Raw genomic sequence first — 23032 nt, forward strand, 5'->3', positions numbered from 1 at the left:
ACCGCAGCCGGTGACCGGACCGGCGACCCAGCCGGAAACCGAGTCGATACCCGTCCAACCCCCCGCGCCGGCGCCGACCGCGCCCGGCAAGGAAGAAAGGGACCCCCGCATGGCCGAGGAGCCCACTGTTGAACCGATCGCGATCATCGGCCTTTCGTGCCGGGTGCCGGGAGCCGGCGACGCCAGGCAGTTCTGGCGCAACCTCGCCGACGGAGTCGAGTCGCTGACCCACTTCACCCGCGAGGAGCAGCGGGCGCTCGGCGTGCCCGACCACATCCTCGACGACCCGGACTTCGTACCGGCCGCGATGATGCTCGACGACCACCAGGGGTTCGACGCCGCGTTCTTCGGCATGTCGATCAGGGAGGCGGAGATCCGGGACCCGCAGCACCGGCTCTTCCTCGAACTGTCGCACACGGCCCTGGAGGACGCGGGCTACGACCCGTTCAGGTATCCGGGCGAGATCGGCGTCTACGCCGGTTCCGGCTCGGACTTCTACCAGTGGATCAACATCAGGAGCAACGCGCAGGCCCACGCGAACGCGGGCTGGCTCGCCGTCATGGTCGGCAACCACGTCGACTACTGCGCCACGCTGTCGTCGTACAAGCTGGACCTGCGCGGCCCGAGCTACACCCTGCACACCGCGTGCTCGACCTCGCTGGTCGCGATCCACGTCGCCGCCGAGGCCCTGCGCAACGGCGAGTGTGACATGGCCCTGGCGGGCAGCGCGATGCTCGACCTGCCGCAGGGCCAGGGGTACGTGTACGACGAGGACGGCATCGTCTCCCCCGACGGCCACTGCCGGGCCTTCGACGCCAAGGCGGCCGGGACGATCTGGGGCAGCGGCGGCGGCGTGGTCGTGCTGAAGCGGCTGTCGGAGGCGATCGAGGACGGCGACAACGTCCGGGCGGTCATCCTGGGCAACGCGATCAACAACGACGGGGCGAGCAAGGTCGGGTTCTCCGCGCCCAGCATGGACGGCCAGGCCGCGGTGATCGCCCAGGCGCTCGGGGTGGGCGGGATCGACCCGCGCACGATCACCTACGTCGAGGCGCACGGCACGGGCACCGCGCTGGGCGACCCGATCGAGGTCGCGGCGCTGAGCAACGTGTTCCTCCAGGACACCGACGACACCCAGTGGTGCGGCATCGGCTCGGTCAAGAGCAACATCGGCCACCTGGGCCAGTCGGCGGGCATCGCCAGCATCATCAAGGCGATCCTGGCCCTGGAGAACGGGCTGATCCCGCCCACGCTGCACTACGAGAGCCCCAACCCGAAGATCGACTTCTCCCGGAGCCCGTTCTACGTGACGGGGACGGCGACCAAGTGGGAGCGCGACGGCTTCCCCCGGCGGGCGGGCGTCAGCTCGTTCGGCATCGGCGGCACCAACGCGCACATCGTGCTGGAGGAGGCTCCTGCACCGGTCCGCGAGGCGCGTGAGCTCCGCCCGGCGCACCTGCTGCGGCTGTCGGGCAGGACCGACACCGCGCTGGCCGCCGCCGCCGAGCGGCTGGCCGCGCACCTGGAGGACCATCCCGACGCCGACCTGGCCGACGTCGCCCACACCCTGCGGGTGGGGCGCAGGGAGCTGTCGCGCAGGAGCGCGGTGGTGGCCTCCGACGTCGCCGACGCGATCGCCGCGCTCCGCGACCCCAAGCGGACGGTCTCCGGCGCCGTCTCCCGGCGTACCCCGCGCCCGGCGTTCCTGTTCTCCGGGCAGGGCTCGCAGTACGCGGGCATGGGCGCCGAGCTGTACCGCACCGAGAAGGTCTTCAGGGACACGGTCGACGAGTGCGCCGAGATCCTGCGGCCCGTGCTGGGCGAGGACCTGCGTGAGCTGATCTTCGCCACCGGCGAGGAGGCGAACGAGCGGCTGCGGCGGACGGAGCTGACCCAGCCCGCGCTGTTCACCGTGGAGTACGCCCTGGCCGCGCTCTGGCGTTCGCTGGGCGCCGAGCCCGCCGGGATGATCGGCCACAGCATCGGCGAGTACGTCGCGGCGACCGTGGCCGGGGTGTTCAGCCTGCCGGACGCGCTGCGGCTGGTGGCCGCCAGGGGCCGCCTGGTGCAGGGCATGCCCGCGGGGGCGATGCTCGCCGTGCAGCTCGCGCCGGACGAGATCGGGCCGCTGCTGCCCGACGACGTGTCGGTGGCGACCGTCAACGGCCCCGGCACGTGCGTGGTGGCCGGTCCCCCGGCCTCGATCGCCGAGCTGTCGGCCCTGCTGAAGGAGGAGGGCATCGGGCGGATGGGGCTGCGCACCTCGCACGCCTTCCACTCCTCGATGATGGACCCGGTCCTGGGCGAGTTCCGCGCGCTGGTCGCCGGTGTCGAGCGGTCGGCGCCGAGCCTGCCGTTCCTGTCGAACGTGACCGGCACCTGGATCACCGCGGACGAGGCGACGGACCCGTCGTACTGGGCCCGGCACATGCGCGAGCCGGTGCTGTTCGGCGACTGCGTGGCGACCCTGCTCGCCGACGGCGACTGGATCATGATCGAGTGCGGTCCCGGCAGGCAGCTGGCCGGGCTGGCGAGGGCGCAGACCCCGCCGGGCGCGGTCACGCCGCTGCCCTCCCTGCCCGGCCCCAAGGACGTCGGTGGCGACACCGGAGACACTGCCGTGCTGTCGGCCGCGTACGGCACGCTGTGGGTGAACGGCGTCGCGCTGGAGGCGTTCGGCGAGGAGGGGCGCCGGGTCTCGCTGCCGACCTACCCGTGGGAGCGCCAGCGCGCCTGGATCGACCCCGACCCTCGGGGGGCGTTCGTCGGCGGCGTGGCCAACCCCGCGCCGGTCGAGGAGGACCTGCCGCTGGACCGCTGGTTCAGTGTGCCGGTGTGGCGGCAGGTCCCGCCGGGGCCGGTGCCGCTGTCGCCGGTCGGCCGGGCCCTGGTGTTCGCCGACGACGGCTCGGCCGGGCTGGTGGACGCGCTGCGCGCGACGGGGGCCGAGGTGATCGAGGTGCGGCCCGGCGACGGGTTCTCCTCAGAGGCTCCCGAAGGCGTCTACACCGTACGTCCCTTCGAGCGCGCCGACTACGACGCGCTGCTGGCGGCCGTGGGCGAGGTGCCGGGCCGGGTGGTCCACGCGTGGACCGTCGGCGACGAACCCGCCGCCGGGGCCGAGGAGACCTGGCGGGCCCAGGACCGGGGCTTCTTCAGCGTGCTGGCCCTGGTCCAGGCGCTGACCGCGGCGCAGCCCTCGGACGGGGTGGAGCTGGCCCTGCTCACCTCGGGGGCCCAGGACGTCACCGGCGGCGACCTGCTCCGCCCGGAGCACGCGACGCTCGCCGGGTTCCCCCGGGTGGTGCCGCTGGAGACGCCGTGGCTGCGGGTGCGCCACGTCGACGTCGAGGGACGCGACTGGGTCAGGCACGCCGCCGCGGAGCTGGGCAGGAGGCCGGAGCCGGACGAGGCGGGGCTGCTGCCCACCGTGAGCGTCAGGGGTGGCCGCCGCTGGCTGCAGCACTACGAGCAGCTGGAGGTGCCCGCGACCGGGGCGGCTTCGGTGGAAGCGGCGTCGTCCGAGGCGGTCGGCGGGCAGGCGGGTCCCCGCGACGGGCAGGTCTACCTGATCACCGGCGGCCTGGGCGGCATCGGCGTCTCGCTCGCCGAGGACCTCGCCGCGCGGGCCCGGGTGCGGCTGGTCCTGCTGTCCAGGGCCGGGCTGCCCGACCGGGCGGAGTGGGACGCGCACGAGGCCGGTCGCGCGGGCCGGGCGATCGCCGCGATCCGCAGGATGGAGGAGGCCGGGGCCGAGGTCCTGGTGCTCGCCGCCGACGTCACCTCCCCCGCCGACATGCGCCGGGTGCGGGAGGAGACGATCGCCGGGTTCGGCCGGGTGGACGTGATCGTGCACGCCGCGGGACTGCCCGGCGGCGGGATGGCCGAGATCAAGGAGCGGGCCGCCGCCGAGGAGGTGCTGGCGCCCAAGGTGGTCGGCACGCTCGCGCTGCGCGAGGCCTTCGCCGACCTCGACCTGGAGGCCGTCGTGCTCTGCTCGTCGATCACCGCGGTCGCGGGCGGCTTCGGCCAGGTCGACTACTGCGCGGCCAACAACTTCCTCGACGCGCACGCCAGGGGCGAGCACGGCTGGGGCGCGGCCACGGTCGTCTCCGCCAACTGGGGCAGGTGGCTGGAGGTCGGCATGGCGGCGGAGGTCGCCGCCCCGGCCGGGTTCGTGGCGCTGCAGCGCGGCGACCGGATCAGGGCCGTCGACCACCCGGTGATCTCCGCCTGGCACGAGGCCGACGGCGAGGAACTCGGCTGGGCCGGGGGCAGCCTCTCCCCCGACACCCACTGGGCGCTCGACGGGCACCGCATCTCCGGGGTGCCGGTGCTGCCGGGCACCGGTCACCTGGAGCTGGCCCGCTGCGCGAGCGAGGTGGTGCTGCCCGGCACCGGCGTCGTCGAGCTGCGCGACGTGGTGTTCGTCGAACCGCTCTCGGTGGCCGACGGGGCCTCCGCGGAGGTACGGGTGACGTTCAGCACCGAGGCGGACGGCGCGGACTTCCAGGTGCGCAGCGTCATCGGCGGCGAGCAGCGCACCCACGCGCGCGGCACCGCGGCCAAGGTCGACGCCGGGCCCGCCGGGCACGCCGACGTGGCGGCGATCATCGAGCGCTGCACCCCGGCGTCCGACGAGCAGGGCGGCGTGCCGCTGTCCGGGCTGCTCACGCTCGGCCCCCACTGGGGGCACATGCGTGAGTGGTACATCGGCCAGAACGAGGCCCTGGGACTGTTCGATCTGCCCGGGGAGCTGTCGGAGGACCTGGACGGCTGGGGCCTGCACCCGGCACTGCTCGACAGCGCCACTTCCTTCACCTGGATCGACGTCGTCGGCCACTACCTGCCGCTCGGCTACGGCCGCATCACCGTCAGGGACCGGCTGCCCGGCAGGTTCTGGAGCCACCTGCGCTTCCGCGACAGCGGCACCGACGAGGTGCTGGCGGTCGACGTGACGCTCATCGACTCGGACGGAGCGATCGTCACCGAGATCTCCGACTACGTGCTGCGCCGCATCAACACCGACGCCGTGGTGGCCGGGGTGACGGCCGACGCCGGAGCCCAGCGGGCGGCCACGGTCACCGTCCCCGACCAAGGCGGCCAGGTCGCGACGGCCGCCGGTGGCCCCGACGCGGTCGGCATCCGCCCCGCCGAGGGCGCCGAGGCGTTCCACCGGCTGCTGGCCACCCCCCTCGGCGCGCAGGTGGTGATCGCCGCGACCCCGGTCGCCACCTACCTGGCCGGTGTCGGGTCGGTCACCCAGGAAACGGTCGAGACGGAGCTGGACCCGGCCGCCGTGTCGGACCGCCCCCGTCCCGGCGGCGCGGCGGCCGACGACTACGTGGCGCCGCGCGGCGACGTCGAGACCGCCATCGCCCGGCTGTGGAGCGAGGTGCTCGGCGGCGAACGCATCGGGGTCGACGACGACTTCTTCGAACTCGGCGGCAACTCGCTGATCGCCGTGCAGCTCATCGCCCTCATCCGCAAGGAGCTGGGCGTACGGCTGCCGATGCGCAGCCTCTTCGAGGAGCCCACGGTGGCCGGGGTCACCTCGCTGATCGAGCAGGCCCGCGCCACCACGCCGGCGGCGGAGACCGCCCCGGCCCCGAACCAGACCATGATCCCCCGTCTCCCCCGCAGGAGTGAACAGCAGTGAGCGAACCCCTTCCCGACACCAAGGTCGTCCTCAACGACGAGGAGCAGTACTCCATCTGGCCCTCGGGACGCGACAACCCCGACGGCTGGCACGACGCGGGCTTCACCGGCACAAAGGAGGAGTGCCTGGCCCACATCGAGCAGGTCTGGACCGACATGCGCCCGCGCAGCCTGCGTGAGGCGATGAAAACAGGAGACGAGGGATGACCGAACAGGCGGTGGACGTCTTCCCGTCCTCCTCCGGGCAGGAGCGGATGTGGTTCCTCGCCCGCTTCGAGCCCGAGCTCGCCGTCTACAACATCGGCATGCTCATGCCGATGAGCGCCCGCCAGCCGGTCGATCCGCGCCGGCTGGAGGCCGCCGTCGCCCTCGTGGTACGCCGCCACGAGGTGCTGCGTACCGTCTTCGAGTTCAGGGACGGCCAGGTGATGCAGATCGTCAGCGGCGCCGTCCCCCCGGTGCGGCTCACCGAGACCGACCTCACCCACCTGCCGCCGGGCCCGCGCGAGGCCGAGCTGGCCCGGCTGGCCAAGTCGGACTCGGTCACGCCGTTCGTCCTGGACCGGGCGCCGCTGTGGCGGCTGCGGCAGGTGCGGATGGCCGACGACGACCTGCGGCTGATCTGCGTGTTCGACCACACCGTGTTCGACGGCGTCTCCAGCCACGTCTTCGTCAACGAGCTGGAGGAGTGCTACGACGCCATCGGCGAGGGGCGCGAGCCCAAGCTGGCGGAGCTGCCCATCCAGTTCGCCGACTTCGCCGTCTGGCAGCGGAACCGGCTGACCGGGGAGTTCGTCGAGGAGGAGCTGGCGCACTGGCGGGAGCGGCTGGCCGGGATCCCGGCCGACCTCGCCCTGCCCGCCGACCGGCCGCGCCCGCGCAGCCGCTCCTACCGGGGGGAGATACGGCTGGGCACGTTCTCCCCCGAGGTGTCGGCCGGGATCGAGCGCCTGGCCAAGGACCTGAACTCGACGCTGTTCACGGTCATGCTCACCGCGTTCGCGACCGTGCTGGCCCGCTGGTCGGGCCGGTACGACGTCGTGGTGGGCACCCCCATCGCGGGGCGGCTGCTGCCGGAGACCGAACCCGTCATCGGCATGTTCGTCAACGCCGTGGCGCTGCGCGCCGACCTGACCGGCGACCCGACGTTCGCCGAGGCGGCCGGACGGGTGCGCACCACGGTCGCCGAGGCCCTGGACCACCAGGAGCTGCCGTTCGAACGGCTGGTGGAGGCGCTCCAGCCGACCAGGGATCTGAGCGTGCCGCCGATCTACCAGGTGATGTTCAACCTGGCCGGCGACACCAACGAGGGTCAGATCGCCAACGGCACCGCCAAGGTGGACCTGCAGCTGGACCTCAACATGCGCGGAGGACGGCTGCACACCCGCCTGGAGTACAGCACCGACCTGTTCGACCCGTCCACGATCGAGCGGTTCGGCACCTGCCTGGAGACGCTGGCCGAGGCCGCGGTCGCCGACCCGGGGACGCCGATCTCCCGGCTGCCGCTGCTGACCCCCGCAGAACGGGACCGCGTCGTCGCGCTCGGCGTCGGCGAGGACCCGGGGCGTGCCGTGAACGCCCTGGGCGGCACGCGGGCCCCGGCGGGTTCGCCGACCCCGCCGACCCCGACCCCGCCGACCCCGCCGATCCCGTTGACCTCGTTGACCTCGTTGATCGAGGCTCAGGTGGCCAGGACTCCGGACGCTCCGGCCGTGGTCACCGGCGACGCCACGCTGACGTACGCGGAGCTGGACGAGCGCGCCACCCGGCTCGCCCACTGGCTGCGCGGGATCGGGGTCAGGCGGGGCAGCCCGGTGGCGGTGTGCGCCGAGCGGTCGGCCGAGCTGGTCGTCGGCCTGCTCGCGGTGCTCAAGGCGGGCGGGGCGTACGTCCCGCTCGACCCGGAGTATCCGCCGTCGCGGCTGGCGTTCATGCTGGCCGACAGCGGGGCCCGGGTGATGCTGACCCAGCGTCACCTGCGCGACCTGCTCCCCGAAGGCGCCGTCAAACCGGTGCTGCTGGACGCGACCGACACCTGGGGACCGCAGCCCTCAGGAACGGCGCTTCCGGTGACCGGTCCCGGCGACGCCGCGTACGTGATCTACACCTCGGGTTCGACCGGGCGTCCCAAGGGCGTCGTCAACACCCACGGGGGCATCGTCAACCGGCTCGCCTGGATGCAGGACCGGTTCGGCCTCACCCCTGCCGAGGCGGTCCTGCAGAAGACGCCGACGAGCTTCGACGTGTCGGTCTGGGAGTTCTTCTGGCCGCTGGTCACCGGGGCGTCCCTGGTACCGGTCCGGCCGGGCGGGCACCGCGACCCCAACCACCAGCGCGACCTGATCAAGGCGCACTCGGTGAGCACCGCGCACTTCGTCCCCTCGATGCTGGCCCTGTTCCTGGAGGAGACCGGCATCGAGTCGTGCCGCTCGCTGAAGCGGGTGATCTGCAGCGGCGAGGAGCTGCCGCCGCGCCTGGCCGCCCGCTTCTTCGAGCGGCTGCCCGGGGTGGAGCTGCACAACCTGTACGGGCCGACGGAGGCGGCGGTCGACGTGACCGCCTGGCGGGTCGAGCCGGAGGGGGTGGACGCGCTGCACACGCTGCCCATCGGCCCGCCCATGCCGGGCAACCGCCTGCACGCGCTGGACGACCTGCTCCGGCCCGCGCCGGTCGGCGTACCCGGGCACCTGCACATCGGCGGCGTCCAGGTGGCGCGCGGCTACGCGGGCAGGCCCGGCCTGACGGCCGAACGGTTCGTGCCCGACCCGTACGGGCCGCCCGGCTCGCGGCTGTACGCGACCGGCGACCTGGCCAGGGTCCGCGCCGACGGGAACCTCGAATTCCTGGGGCGGCTGGACGACCAGGTGAAGGTGCACGGCTGGCGGGTCGAGCTCGGTGAGATCGAGGCCGTGATCGCCGAACACCCCAGGGTGCGCCGGGCGGTCGTGGCACTGCGCGACGACGCCCCCGGCGGGCACGGGCTGGTCGGCTACGTCGACTGGTCGGGAGACGCCTCGGCGCTCACCGCGGAGCTGCGCAGAACCCTCGCCAGGAAGCTGCCCGCCGCGCTCATCCCGCAGGCGTTCGTCGGGATCGACGACATCCCGCTCGGCCCGAGCGGCAAGCTCGACCGAGGCGCGCTGCCCGCGCCGACCGGCTCGGGCCGGGCCGACCTCGCCACGCCGTACACGGAGCCGCGCACCCCGCTGGAGACCGAGCTGTGCGCCCTGTGGAGCGAGCTGCTCGGCCGGGAGCGCATCGGCGTCGAGGACGACTTCTTCCAGCTCGGCGGCCACTCGCTGCTCGCGGTGCTGCTCGTCACCCGCTACCGGGACACGTACGGCGTGGAGATGCCGCTGCGGCGGTGCTTCGAGATCACCACGGTGACCGAACACGCCCTCGCCATCCTGGAGCTGCGGCTCGGGGACGACGACGAGGAGCTCGCGGCGTTGCTCGCGACGCTGGAGGACCCCGCCGATGAGTGACCTGAGAGCGAGATTGGCGCGGCTCAGCCCGGAACAGCGGGCCGCGCTGGAGGAGAAACTGCGGCGGCAACTGTCGCCGCGACGGCCGTCGGGCATCCCCCGGCGCGCGGACGACGGCGGGCCGCCACCCCTGTCGTTCGGCCAGGAGCGCCTGTGGTTCCTGCAGCAACTGGACCCGTCCGACGCCTCGTACAACATGTTCATGGTGCAGCGGCTGCGCGGGCACGTCTCGATCGAGGCGCTCAAGTACGCGCTCGGCCGCCTGGTGGAGCGGCACGAGACCCTGCGCGCCCGCTTCACCTCCCGCGAGGGCAGCCCGGTGCAGGAGATCGGGCCGCCCCGGCCGGTCGAGCCCGACCTGATCGACCTCACCGGGACGCCCGCCGCCGAACGGGAGGCCCGCGCGACCGAGCTGGTCGCCGACCTCACCAACCGCCCGTTCGACCTGGCGGCCGGGCCGCTGCTGCGGGTCCACCTGATCACCATGTCGGAGACCGACCACGTGCTGTGCGTGGTGCTGCACCACATCGTGGCCGACGGCTGGTCGCTGAAGATCCTGCTGGGCGAGCTCGCCACCTGCTACGGCGCGTACCTGGAGGGACGCGAGCCGGACCTGCCCGCGCCGGTACTGGAGTACGCCGACTACGCGGCCTGGCAACGCGAGCTGCTGGACGAGGAGGGCGTACGCCGCCAGCTCGGCTACTGGAGCGGGCAGCTGGCCGGGGTGCCCGCGCTGGACGTCCCCGCCGACCGGCCCAGGCCGCCGGTGAAGTCGTCCAACGGCGACTACGCGGCGCGGCGGATCGGCCGGGAGCTGACCGCCCGGCTGGACCGGCTGGCCAGGGACGAGCGGTGCACCCCGTTCATGGTGCTGCTCGCCGCCTTCCAGGCGCTGCTCGGCGCCCACTCCGGGCAGGACGACGTGTGCGTGGGGTCGGTGATCGCCGGTCGGGAACGCCCGGAGCTGGAGCGGATCGTCGGGTTCTTCCCCAACACGCTCGCGCTCCGCGGCGACCTGTCGGGCGACCCCGGCTTCAGGGAGCTGCTGGGCCGTGTCCGGGCGACGGTGCTCGACGCCTTCGCCCACCAGGACATCCCGTTCGAGCGGCTGCTCAACGAGCTGCACGTCGAGCGCGACCTGAGCACCACGCCGCTGTTCCAGGCGATGTTCGTGATGCAGGACAGGGAGGCGTCCGAGCTGGTCATGCCCGGCATCGAGACCGACGTGTTCGACCCGGGCGCGCGGCAGGCCAAGTTCGACCTGATGCTCGACGTGACACCCCGCTCGGAGTCGCTGTACGCGCTGCTGTCCTACAACGCCGACCTGTTCGAGCCGGAGACGGTGGCCAGGATGCTGCGCAGGTACGAGCGCGTCCTGGAGGCCGTGGCCGACGACCCCGGCATCCCGCTGTCGCGCCTGCGGGCCGCGATGCTGCTCCCCGAGGACCGCCTGCCCGCCGTCACCGCGTCCCTGTCCACCGCCCTGCCCTCAACCCTGCCCTCGGCCTCCGGGCTCGCGGGCGGGGCGGCCGGGGTGATCGAGCTGTTCGAGGAGCGGGTACGGCTGGCGCCGGACGCGGTGGCGGTCAGCCACGGCGACCGGCGGCTGAGCTACGCCGAACTGCACGAGCGCGCCGCGAGGCTGGCGGCACGGCTCACCTCGGCGGGGACCGGCCCCGAGACCGTGGTCGCGGTGTGCGCCCGGCGTGGTCCCGAGCTGGTCGTGGCACTGCTGGCGACGGCCATGGCGGGAGGCGCCTACCTTCCGCTCGACCCCGCCTACCCGGCCGGGCGCCTGCGCTGGATGCTGCGCGACAGCGGGGCCGCGCTGCTGCTCTCCCAGGACGGCCTGCCGGGGTGCGACCTGCCGACGATCCCGCTCGACGGCGTCGCGGACGGCTCCGGCACCGGAGACGGCTCAGCGCTCCACCGGCCGGGCGAGCACGGCGCCCGGACGCCTATCGGGGACGGCTCACCGCCGGGCGAGCACGACACCCGGACACCCGCCGGAGACGGCCGGGTGACCAGGCCCGGCGGGCCGGGGAACGTGGCGTACGTGATCTACACCTCCGGTTCGACCGGCACTCCCAAGGGCGTGCAGGTCGAGCGGCGTGCGCTGGACGCGCGGGTGGCGTGGATGCGCGCGGAGTACGGCATCCGACCGGACGACCGGGTGCTCCAGTTCGCCTCCGTGGGCTTCGACACGCACGCCGAGGAGATCTACCCGGCGCTCACCTCGGGGGCCGAGTTGGTGCTCGCCCCCGACGAGCCGCTTCCCGACTTCCTGCGGACCTCGCGGGGCTCGTCGCTGACGGTGATGGACCTGCCCACCTCCTACTGGCAGGAGCTGGTCGCCGCCCGGATCTCCTGGCCGCCCGCGCTGCGCCTGCTCATCCTGGGTGCCGACCCGCTGCCGGGACCGGCGCTCGCCGCCTGGTACGAGGTCCACGGCGAGCGCGTCACCCTGGTCAACAGCTACGGGCCGACCGAGACGACGATCATCGCCACCGCCGGTGAGCTCGACCCCGCCGAGGCGTCCAGGCGGCCCACCGTGGGTCATCCGCTGTCCGCCACCCGCGTCCACGTGCTGGACGAGTACGGTGCGCGGGTGCCCGTCGGCGTGCCCGGCGAGTTGTGCGTCGGCGGCGACGGGCTCTCCCGTGGCTATCTGGGGTCGCCCACCTCGACGGCGGAGCGTTTCGTACCCGACCCGTACGGTCCGGCCGGTTCGCGTCTGTATCGCACCGGTGACCGGGCCAGGTTCCGGCCCGACGGGCGCCTGGAGATCCTCGGCCGCCTCGACCGCCAGGTCAAGATCCGGGGCTACCGCGTGGAACCCGGCGAGATCGAGGCCCGCCTGCTGGCCCACCCGTGGGTGGGCCGGGCGACCGTGACGGTCAGGGAGGACACCCCCGGTGACCGCCGCCTGGTCGCCTACGTCGTACGGCACGACAGGGCCGACGGCGAGCGGGTGCCCGACGGGCGGCCGACCGAGGAGCGGGCCACCGAGAGGACGGTCGACGGGCGGGCGGCCGAGAGGACGACCGACGGGAGGCCCATCGACGGCGGCATCGGCCGGGTGGAAGGCACCCGCGAGGGGCTCGGGGGCCGGTCCGAGAGCCGCTCCGAGGGCCGGTCCTGGGGCCGGTTCGACGCCGGGGAGCTGCGGGAGCTTCTCGCGGCGGAGCTGCCGCCGCACCTGGTGCCGAGTGCCGTGGTGGAGGTCGGGCACATCCCGCTCACCCCGAGCGGGAAGGTCGACCAGGGCGCGCTGCCCGCCCCCGAGCATCGCTCGGGTGAGGGGTACCTGCCCCCGGAGACCGCCACGCAGGAGCTGGTGTGCTCGGTATGGGCCGAGGTCCTGGGAGTGGAGCGAGTGGGGGCACTCGACGACTTCTTCCAGCTCGGCGGCCACTCGCTGCTGGCCACCAGGACGATCGCCAGGCTCTCGGCGGCGACCGGGCTGGACGTGCCGTTGAAGCTGGCCTTCAGCCACCCGTCCGTACGAAGGCTGGCGCAGGCGCTGGACGCGCTGGCGGAGGCCGGGCCCGGGGTGGGACCCGGACCGGTGCCGCGCCCGGAGGGCACGACGCCACCGCTGTCGTTCGCGCAGGAACGGCTCTGGTTCATGGAGCAGTTCAGTCCCGGGACCGGCGCCTACGTGCTGCCCGCCTCGGCACGGTTGCGCGGTCCGCTGGACCTCGCGGCGCTGGGCACGAGGCTGGACGCCGCCGTGACGCGGCACGAGAGCCTGCGGATGCGCTTCCCCGCCTCCTCCGACGGGAGGCCCGAGGTGCGGATCGTCCCGGCCGGGGAGCCGGAGGCACGGATCGCGATCCGCGTCGTCGAGGCGGGACCTTCGGCGGGATCGGTCCTGCCGGGATCAGCCTCGACGTCCGACTCCATTTTGGAGTCGGAGACAGAGGTACGAGCACGGGCGGGTTCGGAGCCGACGGAAACGGCGGCGGGCGCGGGGGCGCGCGCAGCGGCAAAGGGACCGGAAGCGCATACGGAGGCGGAGGGAACGGAGGCGGAGGGAACGGAGGCGGAGGGAACGGAGGCGGAGGCGCGGCGGATCGTCAGCGCCGACGCGGCACGCCCCTTCGACCTCGCCGACGGCCCACTGCTCCGGGTGACCCTGGTCAGGCTCTCCTCCGAGGATCACGTGCTGCTGGTCGCCGTACACCACATCGTGGCCGACGGCTGGTCGGCGGAGATCCTGCTGGACGAGTTGCTCTCCGGACACGACAGCTACGACGAGCGCGACGAGCGCGGCCGTGAGGTTCGTGGCGCACGTCCGGGGCCACGTGTCGGGTACGGCGACTACGCGCTCTGGCAGCGCGAGCGCCTGGCCGGGCCGCGACTGGAACGGCACCTGGAGTTCTGGCGGGAGGAGCTGTCCGCGCTGCCCCCGCTCGAACTCCCCCTCGACCGGCCCAGACCGGCTCGGCAGGGGCACCGGGGTGCGTGGCACGACCTGCGACTGGACGCCGGGCTCACAGGGGCGCTCGGCGAACTGGCGCGGGAAAGTGGCGCGACCCTCTACATGGCGTTGCTCTCCGGGTTCCAGGCAGTGCTATCCCGCTGGTCGGGACAGGACGACTTCGCGGTGGGCTCACCGGTCGCCGGCCGGGACCGGGCGGAGTTCGAGGACGTGGTCGGGTTGTTCGTGAACCTGCTGCCGCTCCGGGCCCGGCTGGAGGGCGATCCCACGTTCGCCGAACTGCTCGGCCGCACCCGCGATGCCGCCCTGGAGGTGTACTCCCACCAGGAGCTGCCGTTCGAGAAACTCGTCGCCGAACTGGACCTGGCCAGGGACGCCACCCGTCCGCCCGTGGTGCAGGTGCTCTTCGCCCTGCAGAGCTACCTGGGCGGTACGGTCCCGGCGGGGCGATCCGCACCGGCGACCGAACCCGTGGCCGGGGGCACGGCCATGGCGACGAACGGACGGGTGTCCAAGCCCACAGCCGGAGAACGAACCGGATCCACAACCGGGGAACGGGCCAGGGCCGCGTCTACTGCGGCGGTGGACGGCCCGATGGCCGGACCCCCGGCCGGGAAGGAGGCCCGGCTCGCGGTCGATCGGGCGGACGAGCCGGTGGTCGAGCCGTTCGCGCCGGACACCACCTCGACCCGGTTCGACCTGGAGCTGTACGCCTCGGAGACCGGTGACGGCCTCGCGGCGAGGTTCGTCTACAACCGCGACCTGTTCCTGCCCGAGACCGTCGAGCGGCTCGCCGTGTCCTTCGAGACGTTCCTGCGCGCGGCCGTCGCCAATCCGGGGACCCGCGTGGGCGACCTGGAGCTGCTCTCCCCCGGGGAGCGGGACCTGGTGCTGACCGGCTGGAACGCCACCGAGACCGCGTACCCGCCGGAGGAGACGCTGCACGGTCTCGTCGAGGCGCAGGCCGCGCGGACTCCCGGCGCCCCGGCCGTGGTCTTCGAGGGCGAGACGCTGACCTACGCCGAGCTGAACGCCCGCGCCGATCTCCTGGCCGCGCGGCTACGCGCCACCGCCGACACCGGCACCGGTGCGGGCGCGGGTGCCGGGAGGGTGTTCGCCGTACGGGCGGAGCGCTCGCTCGACCTGCCCGTACGGCTGCTCGCCGTGCTCAAGGCGGGGGCCGCCTACCTTCCCCTCGATCCGGGGCTGCCCGAGCGCCGCATCGACGCCATGCTCGCCGACGCCGGGGCCGTGGAACTCACCTCGGCCCTGGAAACCCCGGCGGGGGCCGGGGGCGCGGGTCGCCGGAGGGATCTGCCCGACTCGCTCGCGTACGTGATATTCACCTCGGGGTCCACCGGACGGCCCAAGGGTGTCGGAGTGTCGCACCGGGCGATCGTCAACCGGCTGCGCTGGATGCAGGAGACGTACGGCCTGGACGCGAGTGACGCCGTGCTGCAGAAGACCCCCGCCGGGTTCGACGTGTCGGTGTGGGAGTTCTTCTGGCCGCTGATCAGCGGGGCGCGCCTGGTGCTCGCCCGCCCCGACGGCCACCGGGACACCGCCTACCTGCGCGACCTCGTCACCGAACGGGCGGTCACCACGGTCCACTTCGTCCCCTCGATGCTCGCCGCCTTCACCGCGGAGGAGCGGATCGAGGAGTGCCGCTCGCTGCGCCGGGTGATCTGCAGTGGCGAGGAGCTGACGGCGGGGGCCGCGGAACGGCTGGCCGGGCGGTTGCCCGGGGTGGGGCTGGACAATCTCTACGGGCCGACCGAGGCCGCGGTGGACGTCTCCTGGCACCGCTACACGCCGGGTGAGAAGGTCGTGCCGATCGGCCGCCCGGTGGCCAACACCCGCCTGTACGTGCTGGACAAAGCGTCGCGCCCGGTGCCGGTCGGGACGCCGGGCGAGTTGTTCATCGGTGGGGTCCAGCTGGCCCGGGGCTATCTGGGCCGCCCGGCCCTCACCGCCGAACGCTTCGTCCCCGACCCCCACGGACCACCCGGCTCCCGCCTGTACGCCACCGGCGACCGCGCCCGATGGCGACCCGACGGAGAACTCGAATACCTCGGCCGCCTCGACACCCAAACCAAGATCCGCGGCATGCGCGTCGAACCCGGCGAGATCGAGGCCGTACTCGGCGGGCACCCGGATCTGAGCGCGGCGGCGGTCGGCGTCTGGCACGACGGCGCCGGAGCCCGGCTGGTCGGGTACGGGGTGCGGCGCGAAGGGGCACGGGGTCCGGTGGACACCGATCCCCGCGAGTGGCTCAGGGGCGAGCTGCCCGAGCACATGATCCCTACCGCCTGGGTGACGCTGGACGCCCTCCCGCTCACCCCCAACGGGAAGCTCGACCGGGCCGCCCTGCCGCCGCCGCCCGGCCAGGGCGACCTTCCCTGGGAGCCGCCGCGCACCGACGCGGAACGCGCCGTCGCCCAGGTGTGGCAGAACGTGCTCGGCCTGGACAAGGTCGGCCGTCACGACGGGTTCTTCGGCGTCGGAGGTGACTCGATCCGCAGCCTCTCGGTGGTGGCCCGTCTGCGCGACCTGGGCTACGGGCTCGACCTGCAGCGGCTGTTCACCCACCAGACCGTGGCCGAACTGGCCGCCGTACTGGACACACCGGGCACCGGCCCCTCCGCGGTGGCGGAACCGGAGCCCGAGGCCGCGACCGGGGCGTTCGGCATGCTCGGCGCCGCGGATCTGGCCAAGCTCAGAAAGGGCGAGCGATGATCGCGGATCTGGACGGGTTCGGGGAGGGCGAGCGATGATCGAGGACGCGTATCCGCTGGCCGCGCTGCAGGCGGGGATGATCTACCACAGCGAGCTCGAACCGGGCGGCCCCACCTACCACGACCTGATGACCGTCACCCTGCGCGGTGCCCTGGACGTCCCGGCGCTGACCGGGGCGCTGGCCGGGGTCGCGGCCCGGCACCCGGTACTGCGCATCTCGTTCGACCTGACCGGGTTCAGCGAGCCGCTGCAGCTCGTCCACGACAGCGCGACCATCCCGCTGGAGGTCGCCGACCTCCGCGAAGGCGCCGCGCCGAAGCCGGACGGGAGCGGGCCGGAGGAGAACGGTTCTCACAGGAGCCGTTCGGACGGAAGCGAACCGGACGGGGACCATTCGGACGGGAGCGGCTCTCGGGAGCGGCTGGCGGCGTGGCGGGAGGCCGAGAAGCACACCGGGTTCGACTGGTCGTCCCCTCCGCTGCTGCGGGCGTACGCGCACGTGCTGGACGACGATGAGTTCGCGCTCAGTCTCAGCTTCCACCACGCCGTCCTCGACGGCTGGAGCGTCGCGGCGCTGGTCACCGAGCTGCTGGGCCGCTACGCCGCGAACCGCTCGCGCGACTCGTACGAACCCGCTCCGCCGCGAGCCCTGTTCAGGGATCTCGTGGCGGCCGAGCGGTCCGCGACGGGCTCGGCGGCGGCGCGGGAGTTCTGGCGGGAACGGGTCGAGGACGCCCCGGAGAGCCGCCTGCCCCGGCTGCCCGGGTTCCCGTCCAGCGGGCCGCGCGCCGCCGAGGTGGTCGCCGTACCGGTGCCCCACGAGACGGTGGCCGCGCTGGAGCGGCGGAGTCGCGAACTGCGGGTCCCGCTGCGCACGACCCTGCTCGCCGCGTACGTGACGGCGCTGGGCCTGGTCACCGGTGAACGGGAGGTCATGACCGGTGTCCTCAGCCACGGCAGGCCGGAGAGCGAGGGCGGCGGCGAGGTGCTGGGGCTGTTCCTCAACACGCTGCCCCTGCGGGTCCGCCTCGACGCGGGCGACCGGGCCGAACTGGTCAGGCGGGTCTTCGACGCCGAGGTGGCCGCGGTGCCGTACCGGCGCTACCCGCTGTTCGAGATCCAGCGGGCCGCGGGCCGCTCACCGCTGCTGGACACGCTGTTCGACTTCCGGGACTTCCACGTGTACGGAGGGCTGTCCGGCGACGGCGTGGTGATCACCGGGCAGGAGTTCTTCGAGCAGACCGATATGCCGTGCACGGTGGCCTTCGTCCGGGTGCCCGGCGGCGGCCTGACCCTCACGGTCTCCTACGACGCCTCCCAGTTCCCGCCGGAGCAGATGGAGTCCCTGGCCGGGCGGGTGATCGACGCCCTGACCGGCGAGCCCGGCGTGGGCGAGGCGGAGAACGAGGCGATCGGCCGCTGGAACGCCACCGGGCGCGAGCACCCGGGCGGCACGCTGCACGGCCTGGTGTTCGCCCAGGCAAGGCTGACGCCCGACGCCCCCGCCGTGGGCTTCGAGGGTTCGTGGACCACCTACCGCGAGCTGGCCGGGCGGGCCCTGGCGATCGCCGGGGAACTGCGCCGCGCCGGGGTGTCACCCGACCGGCCGGTGGGGGTGCTGCTCGAACGCAGCGCGGACCTGCCCGCCGCGCTGCTGGGCGTCCTCGCCGCCGGGGGCGCCTACCTGCCGCTGGAGCCCGGCCACCCGGCCGGGCGGGTGCGGGGCATGCTCGACGACGCGGGCACCTCGGTGCTGCTCACCTCCGCCGACCTGGCGGGCGAGGCTCCCGGGGGTACGCGGGTCGTCCTGCTGCCCGCCGTCTCGGAGACCTCGGAGGATCCCCCCGAGGTCTCTCCACGGGAGGATCCGCCGGACTCTCTCGCGTACGTGATCTTCACGTCGGGGTCGACGGGGCGGCCCAAGGGTGTCGGGGTGTCGCACCGGGCGATCGTCAACCGGCTGCGCTGGATGCAGGCGACGTACGGGCTCACCACGGCGGACCGGGTCCTGCACAAGACGCCGGTCTCGTTCGACGTGTCGGTGTGGGAGCTGTTCTGGCCGCTGGTCACCGGCGCGGGACTGGTGGTGGCCAGGCCCGGCGGGCACTACGAGCCCGGCTACCTCACCGAGCTGATCGGCGCCGAGGGGGTCACCACGGCGCACTTCGTACCGTCCATGCTGGACCCCTTCCTCGACACGCCCGGCCTGGAGGCACTGGGCGCTCCGGGCCTGCTGGCCGTGGACGAACCGGACGCGGACAACTTTCCCGCGAACGATACGAATATCGACAGGCCGAACGCGGGCGAGCCCGGCGCGGGCGGGCCGGAAGCGGGCGACCCTGCTTCGGACAGGCCGGGCGCGGGTGGTCTGCGCAGGGTGGTGTGCTCGGGTGAGGCGCTCCCCGCCGACCTGGTACGCCGCTTCGCCGAGCGGCTTCCCGGGGTGGAGCTGCACAACCTCTACGGGCCGACCGAGGCCGCGGTGGACGTCTCCTGGCATCGGTGCGACCCCGGCGAGCCGGTGGTCCCGATCGGCCGCCCGGTCGACAACACCTACCTTGAGGTGCTCGACGAGCGGTTCGGACGGGCACCCGTGGGCACGCCGGGCGAGCTGTTCATCGGCGGGGTCCAGCTGGCCCGAGGCTATCTGGGCCGCCCGGCCCTCACCGCCGAACGCTTCGTCCCCGACCCCCACGGACCCCCCGGCTCCCGCCTCTACGCCACCGGGGACCGCGCCCGATGGCGACCCGACGGAGAACTCGAATACCTCGGCCGCCTCGACACCCAGACCAAGATCCGCGGCATGCGCGTCGAACCCGGCGAGATCGAGGCCGCGCTGCTCTCCGAACCCGAGGTCCGCGCGGCGGCGGTCGTCGCGGACGGCGACCGCCTGATCGGCTACGTGGTGACCACCGAGGCGGGCGACGGTGAGGCCACCGGCACGCAGGCGAGTACGGACGGGAAGACTCCACCGAACCCGAACCCGAACCCGAACCCGAACCCGAACCCGAACCCGAACCCAAACACGGACACGGACACGGACACGGACACGAACGCGGAGCCCGGCACCCGGTCCGGGACGAACGTCACCCCCGGACCGAGCACCCGGCCCGAAACGGACCCGAACCCCGAACGGGACCCGCGGACCGGGACGAGGCCGTCGATCGACTGGCGGGCCAGGCTGCGGGCCACGCTTCCCGATCACATGATCCCCTCGGCCTGGGTGACACTGGAGGAACTCCCCCTCACCTCCAACGGCAAGCTGGACAGGAAGGCCCTGCCCGCGCCGGACCCGGTGGGCGCTGAGGGGATCAGGGTGCCGCCGAGGGACCCGGTCGAGGGACGGGTCGCGGCGATCTGGGAGGAGTTGTTCGACGTCCCGATGGTCGGGGTGTTCGACGACTTCTTCGACCTGGGCGGGCACTCGCTGCTGGCGCTCCGGCTGGCCGTGCGGATCAGGCGGGAGTTCGGCAGGGAACTGCCCGTGGCGGCCGTGCTCGCCTCGCCGACCGTGGCGGGGCTGGCGGACGTGCTGCGCCGCCCGGAGGACCTGGGTGAGCAGCGGGTGGTGACGCTCAACGCGGACGGCGACCGTACCCCGATCGTCCTGGTGCACGCCCTGGGCGGGCAGGTCTTCCGCTACCACCCGATGGCCCGCAGGCTCGGCCCAGACCAGCCCGTCTACGCGATCGCGGCCAGCGGCCTGGCCCCCGGCGAGGACCCGCACACCACGATGGCCGACATGGTCGAGGACTACGTCGACCGGCTGCGCGCCGTCCGTCCCAGCGGGCCGTACGTGCTGGGCGGGTTCTGCATCGGCGGGAACATCGCGATGGAGATGGCCAGGCGGCTGCGCGCCCTCGGCGAGGACGTCCCGCTGCTGGTGCTGTTCTACTCCGACGCGGACGAGCCCGTGATCACCAGCTCGCTGGAGGACGACGCCTCGCTCATGACCCACGCGCTGGCGGGAGGACCGCTGGAGACCGGCGGCGCGGAGTTCGCCGGGCTCGGCCCCGAGGAGATGCTGACGGCGGTCATCGCCGCCGCCGGGCGGGAGCGGCGGCTGGCGCCCGACACCGCCGACGTCGAGCAGGCCCGGCGCTTCCTCCGGGTGTTCCGGGCCAACGCCCACGCGGTCGGCCGCTACCGGCACGAACCGTACGACGGTGACGTGGCGCTGTTCGCCCCCGCCGGTGACCGGCCCGATCTGGGCTGGCACGGCGTGGTCAAGGGGAATCTCGCGATCGAGGCGATTCCCGGCGAGCGCGTGGTCATCCTGTTCGAACCCCTGGTCGCCGAGGCGGCCGCCAAGCTGAGGAGTTGGATCGACCATGGCGTCACCGGACACTGAGAGCACCCGGCGCGCCGGAGGCCCCGAAAAAACCGAAGGACCCGAAGGACCCGAAGGGCCAGGAGGACCAGGAGGACCCGGGGCCTCCGGGGATCCCGGCGCCTCCGGGGACGGTAAACGGCCCGAGGCCACCGGCGACGACGGCGGCCTCTGGCGCAATCAGGACTTCCTGCGGCTGTGGACCGGCCAGACCCTCTCCCAGTTCGGCTCCCAGATCTCGTACGTGGCGATCCCGCTGATCGCCGTCGTCACCCTGGGCGCGAGCTCGACCGAGATGGGCGTCCTGGGCGCGCTGGTCCGGCTGCCGATGCTGGGCTTCCTGCTGTTCGGCGTCTACATCGACCGGATGCGCAAGCGGCCGGTGCTGATCTGGTCGGACCTGGGCCGGGCGGCGGTGCTGGCCCTGGTGCCGCTGCTGTACGTGATGGACGGCCTCACACTCGGGGTGCTGTACGCGGTCGTGTTCGTCCTGAGCCTGCTGTCGGTGCTGTTCCAGGTCGCGTACCGCTCCTACTTCCCGTCGCTGGTCCCGCTGCGCCACCTGGGAGACGGCAACGGCAAGCTGCAGCTGAGCGAGTCGCTGGCGCAGACGGCCGGTCCCGGCGCGGCGGCGGCACTGGTCAAGGTGGTCGCCGCACCACTGCTGATCATGATCGACGTGCTCTCCTACCTCTTCTCCGCGATCGCCATCCTCCTCATCCGCAGGCGCGAGGAGGTGCCCACCCCGGACGAGGAGACGGCCGGGAGCGTGCACCGGGCGATCTGGGCGGGCTTCCGGTGGGTGATGGACCAGCCGATGATCCGGCCGCTTGCCGTCGCCAGCGGGCTGTACTCGTTCTTCGTCATGGGCGCCATGCAGTCGATCTACGTACTGTTCCTGCTGCGGGGCGGGCCCGACCTGCCGGTGGAGTGGGTGGGGATCGTGATGGCGACCGGCGGCGTCGGCGCCATCCTCGGCGCGACCCTGTCGGTGCGGACCATGCGCCGCATGGGGATCGGCCCGACACTGCTGTGGAGCACGATCATCGGCAACGGCGCGCTGCTGCTGGTGCCGTTCGCGTCGGGACCGGTCTGGCTGGCCGCCGGGATGCTCGGCCTCTCCCAGTTCGTCGTCTGGGCGAGCAACCAGGTCTTCTTCGTCAGCAACATGACCCTGGTGCAGTCGATCACCCCGCCGCACCTCCAGGCCAGAGTGATCGGCACGATCTACTCCCTGGGGCTGATCCCGGCCCCGCTCGGAGCCCTGGGGGCGGGCCTGCTCGGCGAGTTCCTCGGCCTGCGCCCGGCCATCCTGTTCGCGGTGATCGCCGGAGCCATCCTGCCGATCCTGCTGCTGGTCTTCTCCCCCATCCCGAAGGTGAAGGAGATCCCCGGCACCTGAGCGTCCGCACGACCGGCACCCGTCCCCGGGCCCACCGGGGACGGGTACCGGTGCGGGAGAGGATGATGGTAGACCAGGCGACAGTGGGCACGACCGGGAGGAGACTCCCGGTGGCCGCCCGGCTCGATCGCGACGCCTCACGTCGTCCCCATCCCACGAGGAGAAGCATGACCACCCTCGCCGACAGGACCATCGCGGCTCTGCGTACCACCCGAGACGAGCTGGCGCCCTTCGTCCGGGGGCTGGACGCCGCCGACCTCACCCGGCCCTCGGGGTGTTCGGAGTGGACCGTCGCCCAGGTGCTCAGCCACCTCGGCAGCGGTGCCGAGATCGGCCTGGCGGCGCTGCGCGCGGCGCAGGACGGCCGCGACACCCCGGGCCAGGACTTCAACCACTCGGTGTGGGACCGCTGGAACGCGAAGGCCCCCGAGGAGCAGGCCGAGGACTTCCTCAGCGCCGACGCCGACATCGTCTCGGCGTACGAGAGCCTCGACGCCGACGCCCGCGAGCGGTTGCAGATCAAGCTGGGATTCCTCCCCATGCCCGGCAGCGTCGCGCTGGTGGCCGGGATGCGCCTGAACGAGGCCGCCCTGCACGCCTGGGACGTCGAGGTCGCCTTCGACCCCGAGGCCACCGTCGCGCGGGACGCCGCCGGGGTGCTGATCGACCTGTACACCGGGCCGCTCGATTTCATGATCGGTTTCATCGGCAGGTCCGACGCCCTGGACCCGCGCCTGGCCACGACCCTCCGGGTCGAGACGACCGACCCCGAGCGCGTCCTGGGCCTCACCCTCGGGGAGACCGTCGGCTTCAGCGAGGCGCCGGAGCGGGCCGACGTCACCCTGACGCTTCCCGGCGAGTCCTGGACGCGCCTGCTCGGCGGCAGGCTGGCTCCCGGGCACACCCCGCCGTCGGTGACCGTCACCGGCGACGGCGTCACCCTGGACGACCTCCGCCGGGTCTTCCCCGGCATCTGA

General features: G+C 73.3%; 7 protein-coding genes. All 7 read left to right on the plus strand.

Annotated elements, in window-relative coordinates:
- Positions 1-109: 109 nt before the first annotated feature.
- The 7 genes from ABD817_RS06650 to ABD817_RS06680 all read left to right on the plus strand — a co-directional run bounded on the left by ABD817_RS06650 (position 110) and on the right by ABD817_RS06680 (position 23032).
- The gene (locus tag ABD817_RS06650) at positions 110-5659 is read left to right on the plus strand and encodes a type I polyketide synthase (protein WP_344916063.1); all 5550 of its coding nucleotides are present in this window, start codon (positions 110-112) and stop codon (positions 5657-5659) included.
- Positions 5656-5865 (plus strand): MbtH family protein, encoded by a 210-nt coding sequence (locus tag ABD817_RS06655; protein WP_344916065.1) that lies wholly within the window; start codon positions 5656-5658, stop codon positions 5863-5865. The genes ABD817_RS06650 and ABD817_RS06655 overlap by 4 nt, the downstream gene beginning before the upstream one ends.
- Positions 5862-9143, plus strand: coding sequence for a non-ribosomal peptide synthetase (locus ABD817_RS06660; protein ID WP_344916067.1), 3282 nt, complete (start codon positions 5862-5864; stop codon positions 9141-9143). The genes ABD817_RS06655 and ABD817_RS06660 overlap by 4 nt, the downstream gene beginning before the upstream one ends.
- On the plus strand, positions 9136-16323 hold the full coding sequence (locus ABD817_RS06665; protein WP_344916069.1) for an amino acid adenylation domain-containing protein: 7188 nt from the start codon (positions 9136-9138) through the stop codon (positions 16321-16323). The genes ABD817_RS06660 and ABD817_RS06665 overlap by 8 nt, the downstream gene beginning before the upstream one ends.
- Positions 16324-16357: 34 nt before the next feature.
- Complete coding sequence (locus ABD817_RS06670; RefSeq protein WP_344916071.1) at positions 16358-20674, plus strand: AMP-binding protein; 4317 nt, start codon at positions 16358-16360, stop codon at positions 20672-20674.
- The gene (locus tag ABD817_RS06675; protein WP_344916073.1) at positions 20655-22055 is read left to right on the plus strand and encodes an MFS transporter; all 1401 of its coding nucleotides are present in this window, start codon (positions 20655-20657) and stop codon (positions 22053-22055) included. Before ABD817_RS06670 ends, ABD817_RS06675 begins: the two co-directional genes overlap by 20 nt.
- Before the next feature lie 167 nt (positions 22056-22222).
- Positions 22223-23032 carry a maleylpyruvate isomerase family mycothiol-dependent enzyme gene (locus ABD817_RS06680; RefSeq protein ID WP_344916075.1) on the plus strand — a complete coding sequence of 270 codons (810 nt, stop codon included), beginning with the start codon at positions 22223-22225 and terminating at the stop codon, positions 23030-23032.

It is taken from the genome of Streptosporangium oxazolinicum (genome assembly GCF_039537505.1).
Taxonomy (GTDB): Bacteria; Actinomycetota; Actinomycetes; order Streptosporangiales; family Streptosporangiaceae; genus Streptosporangium; species Streptosporangium oxazolinicum.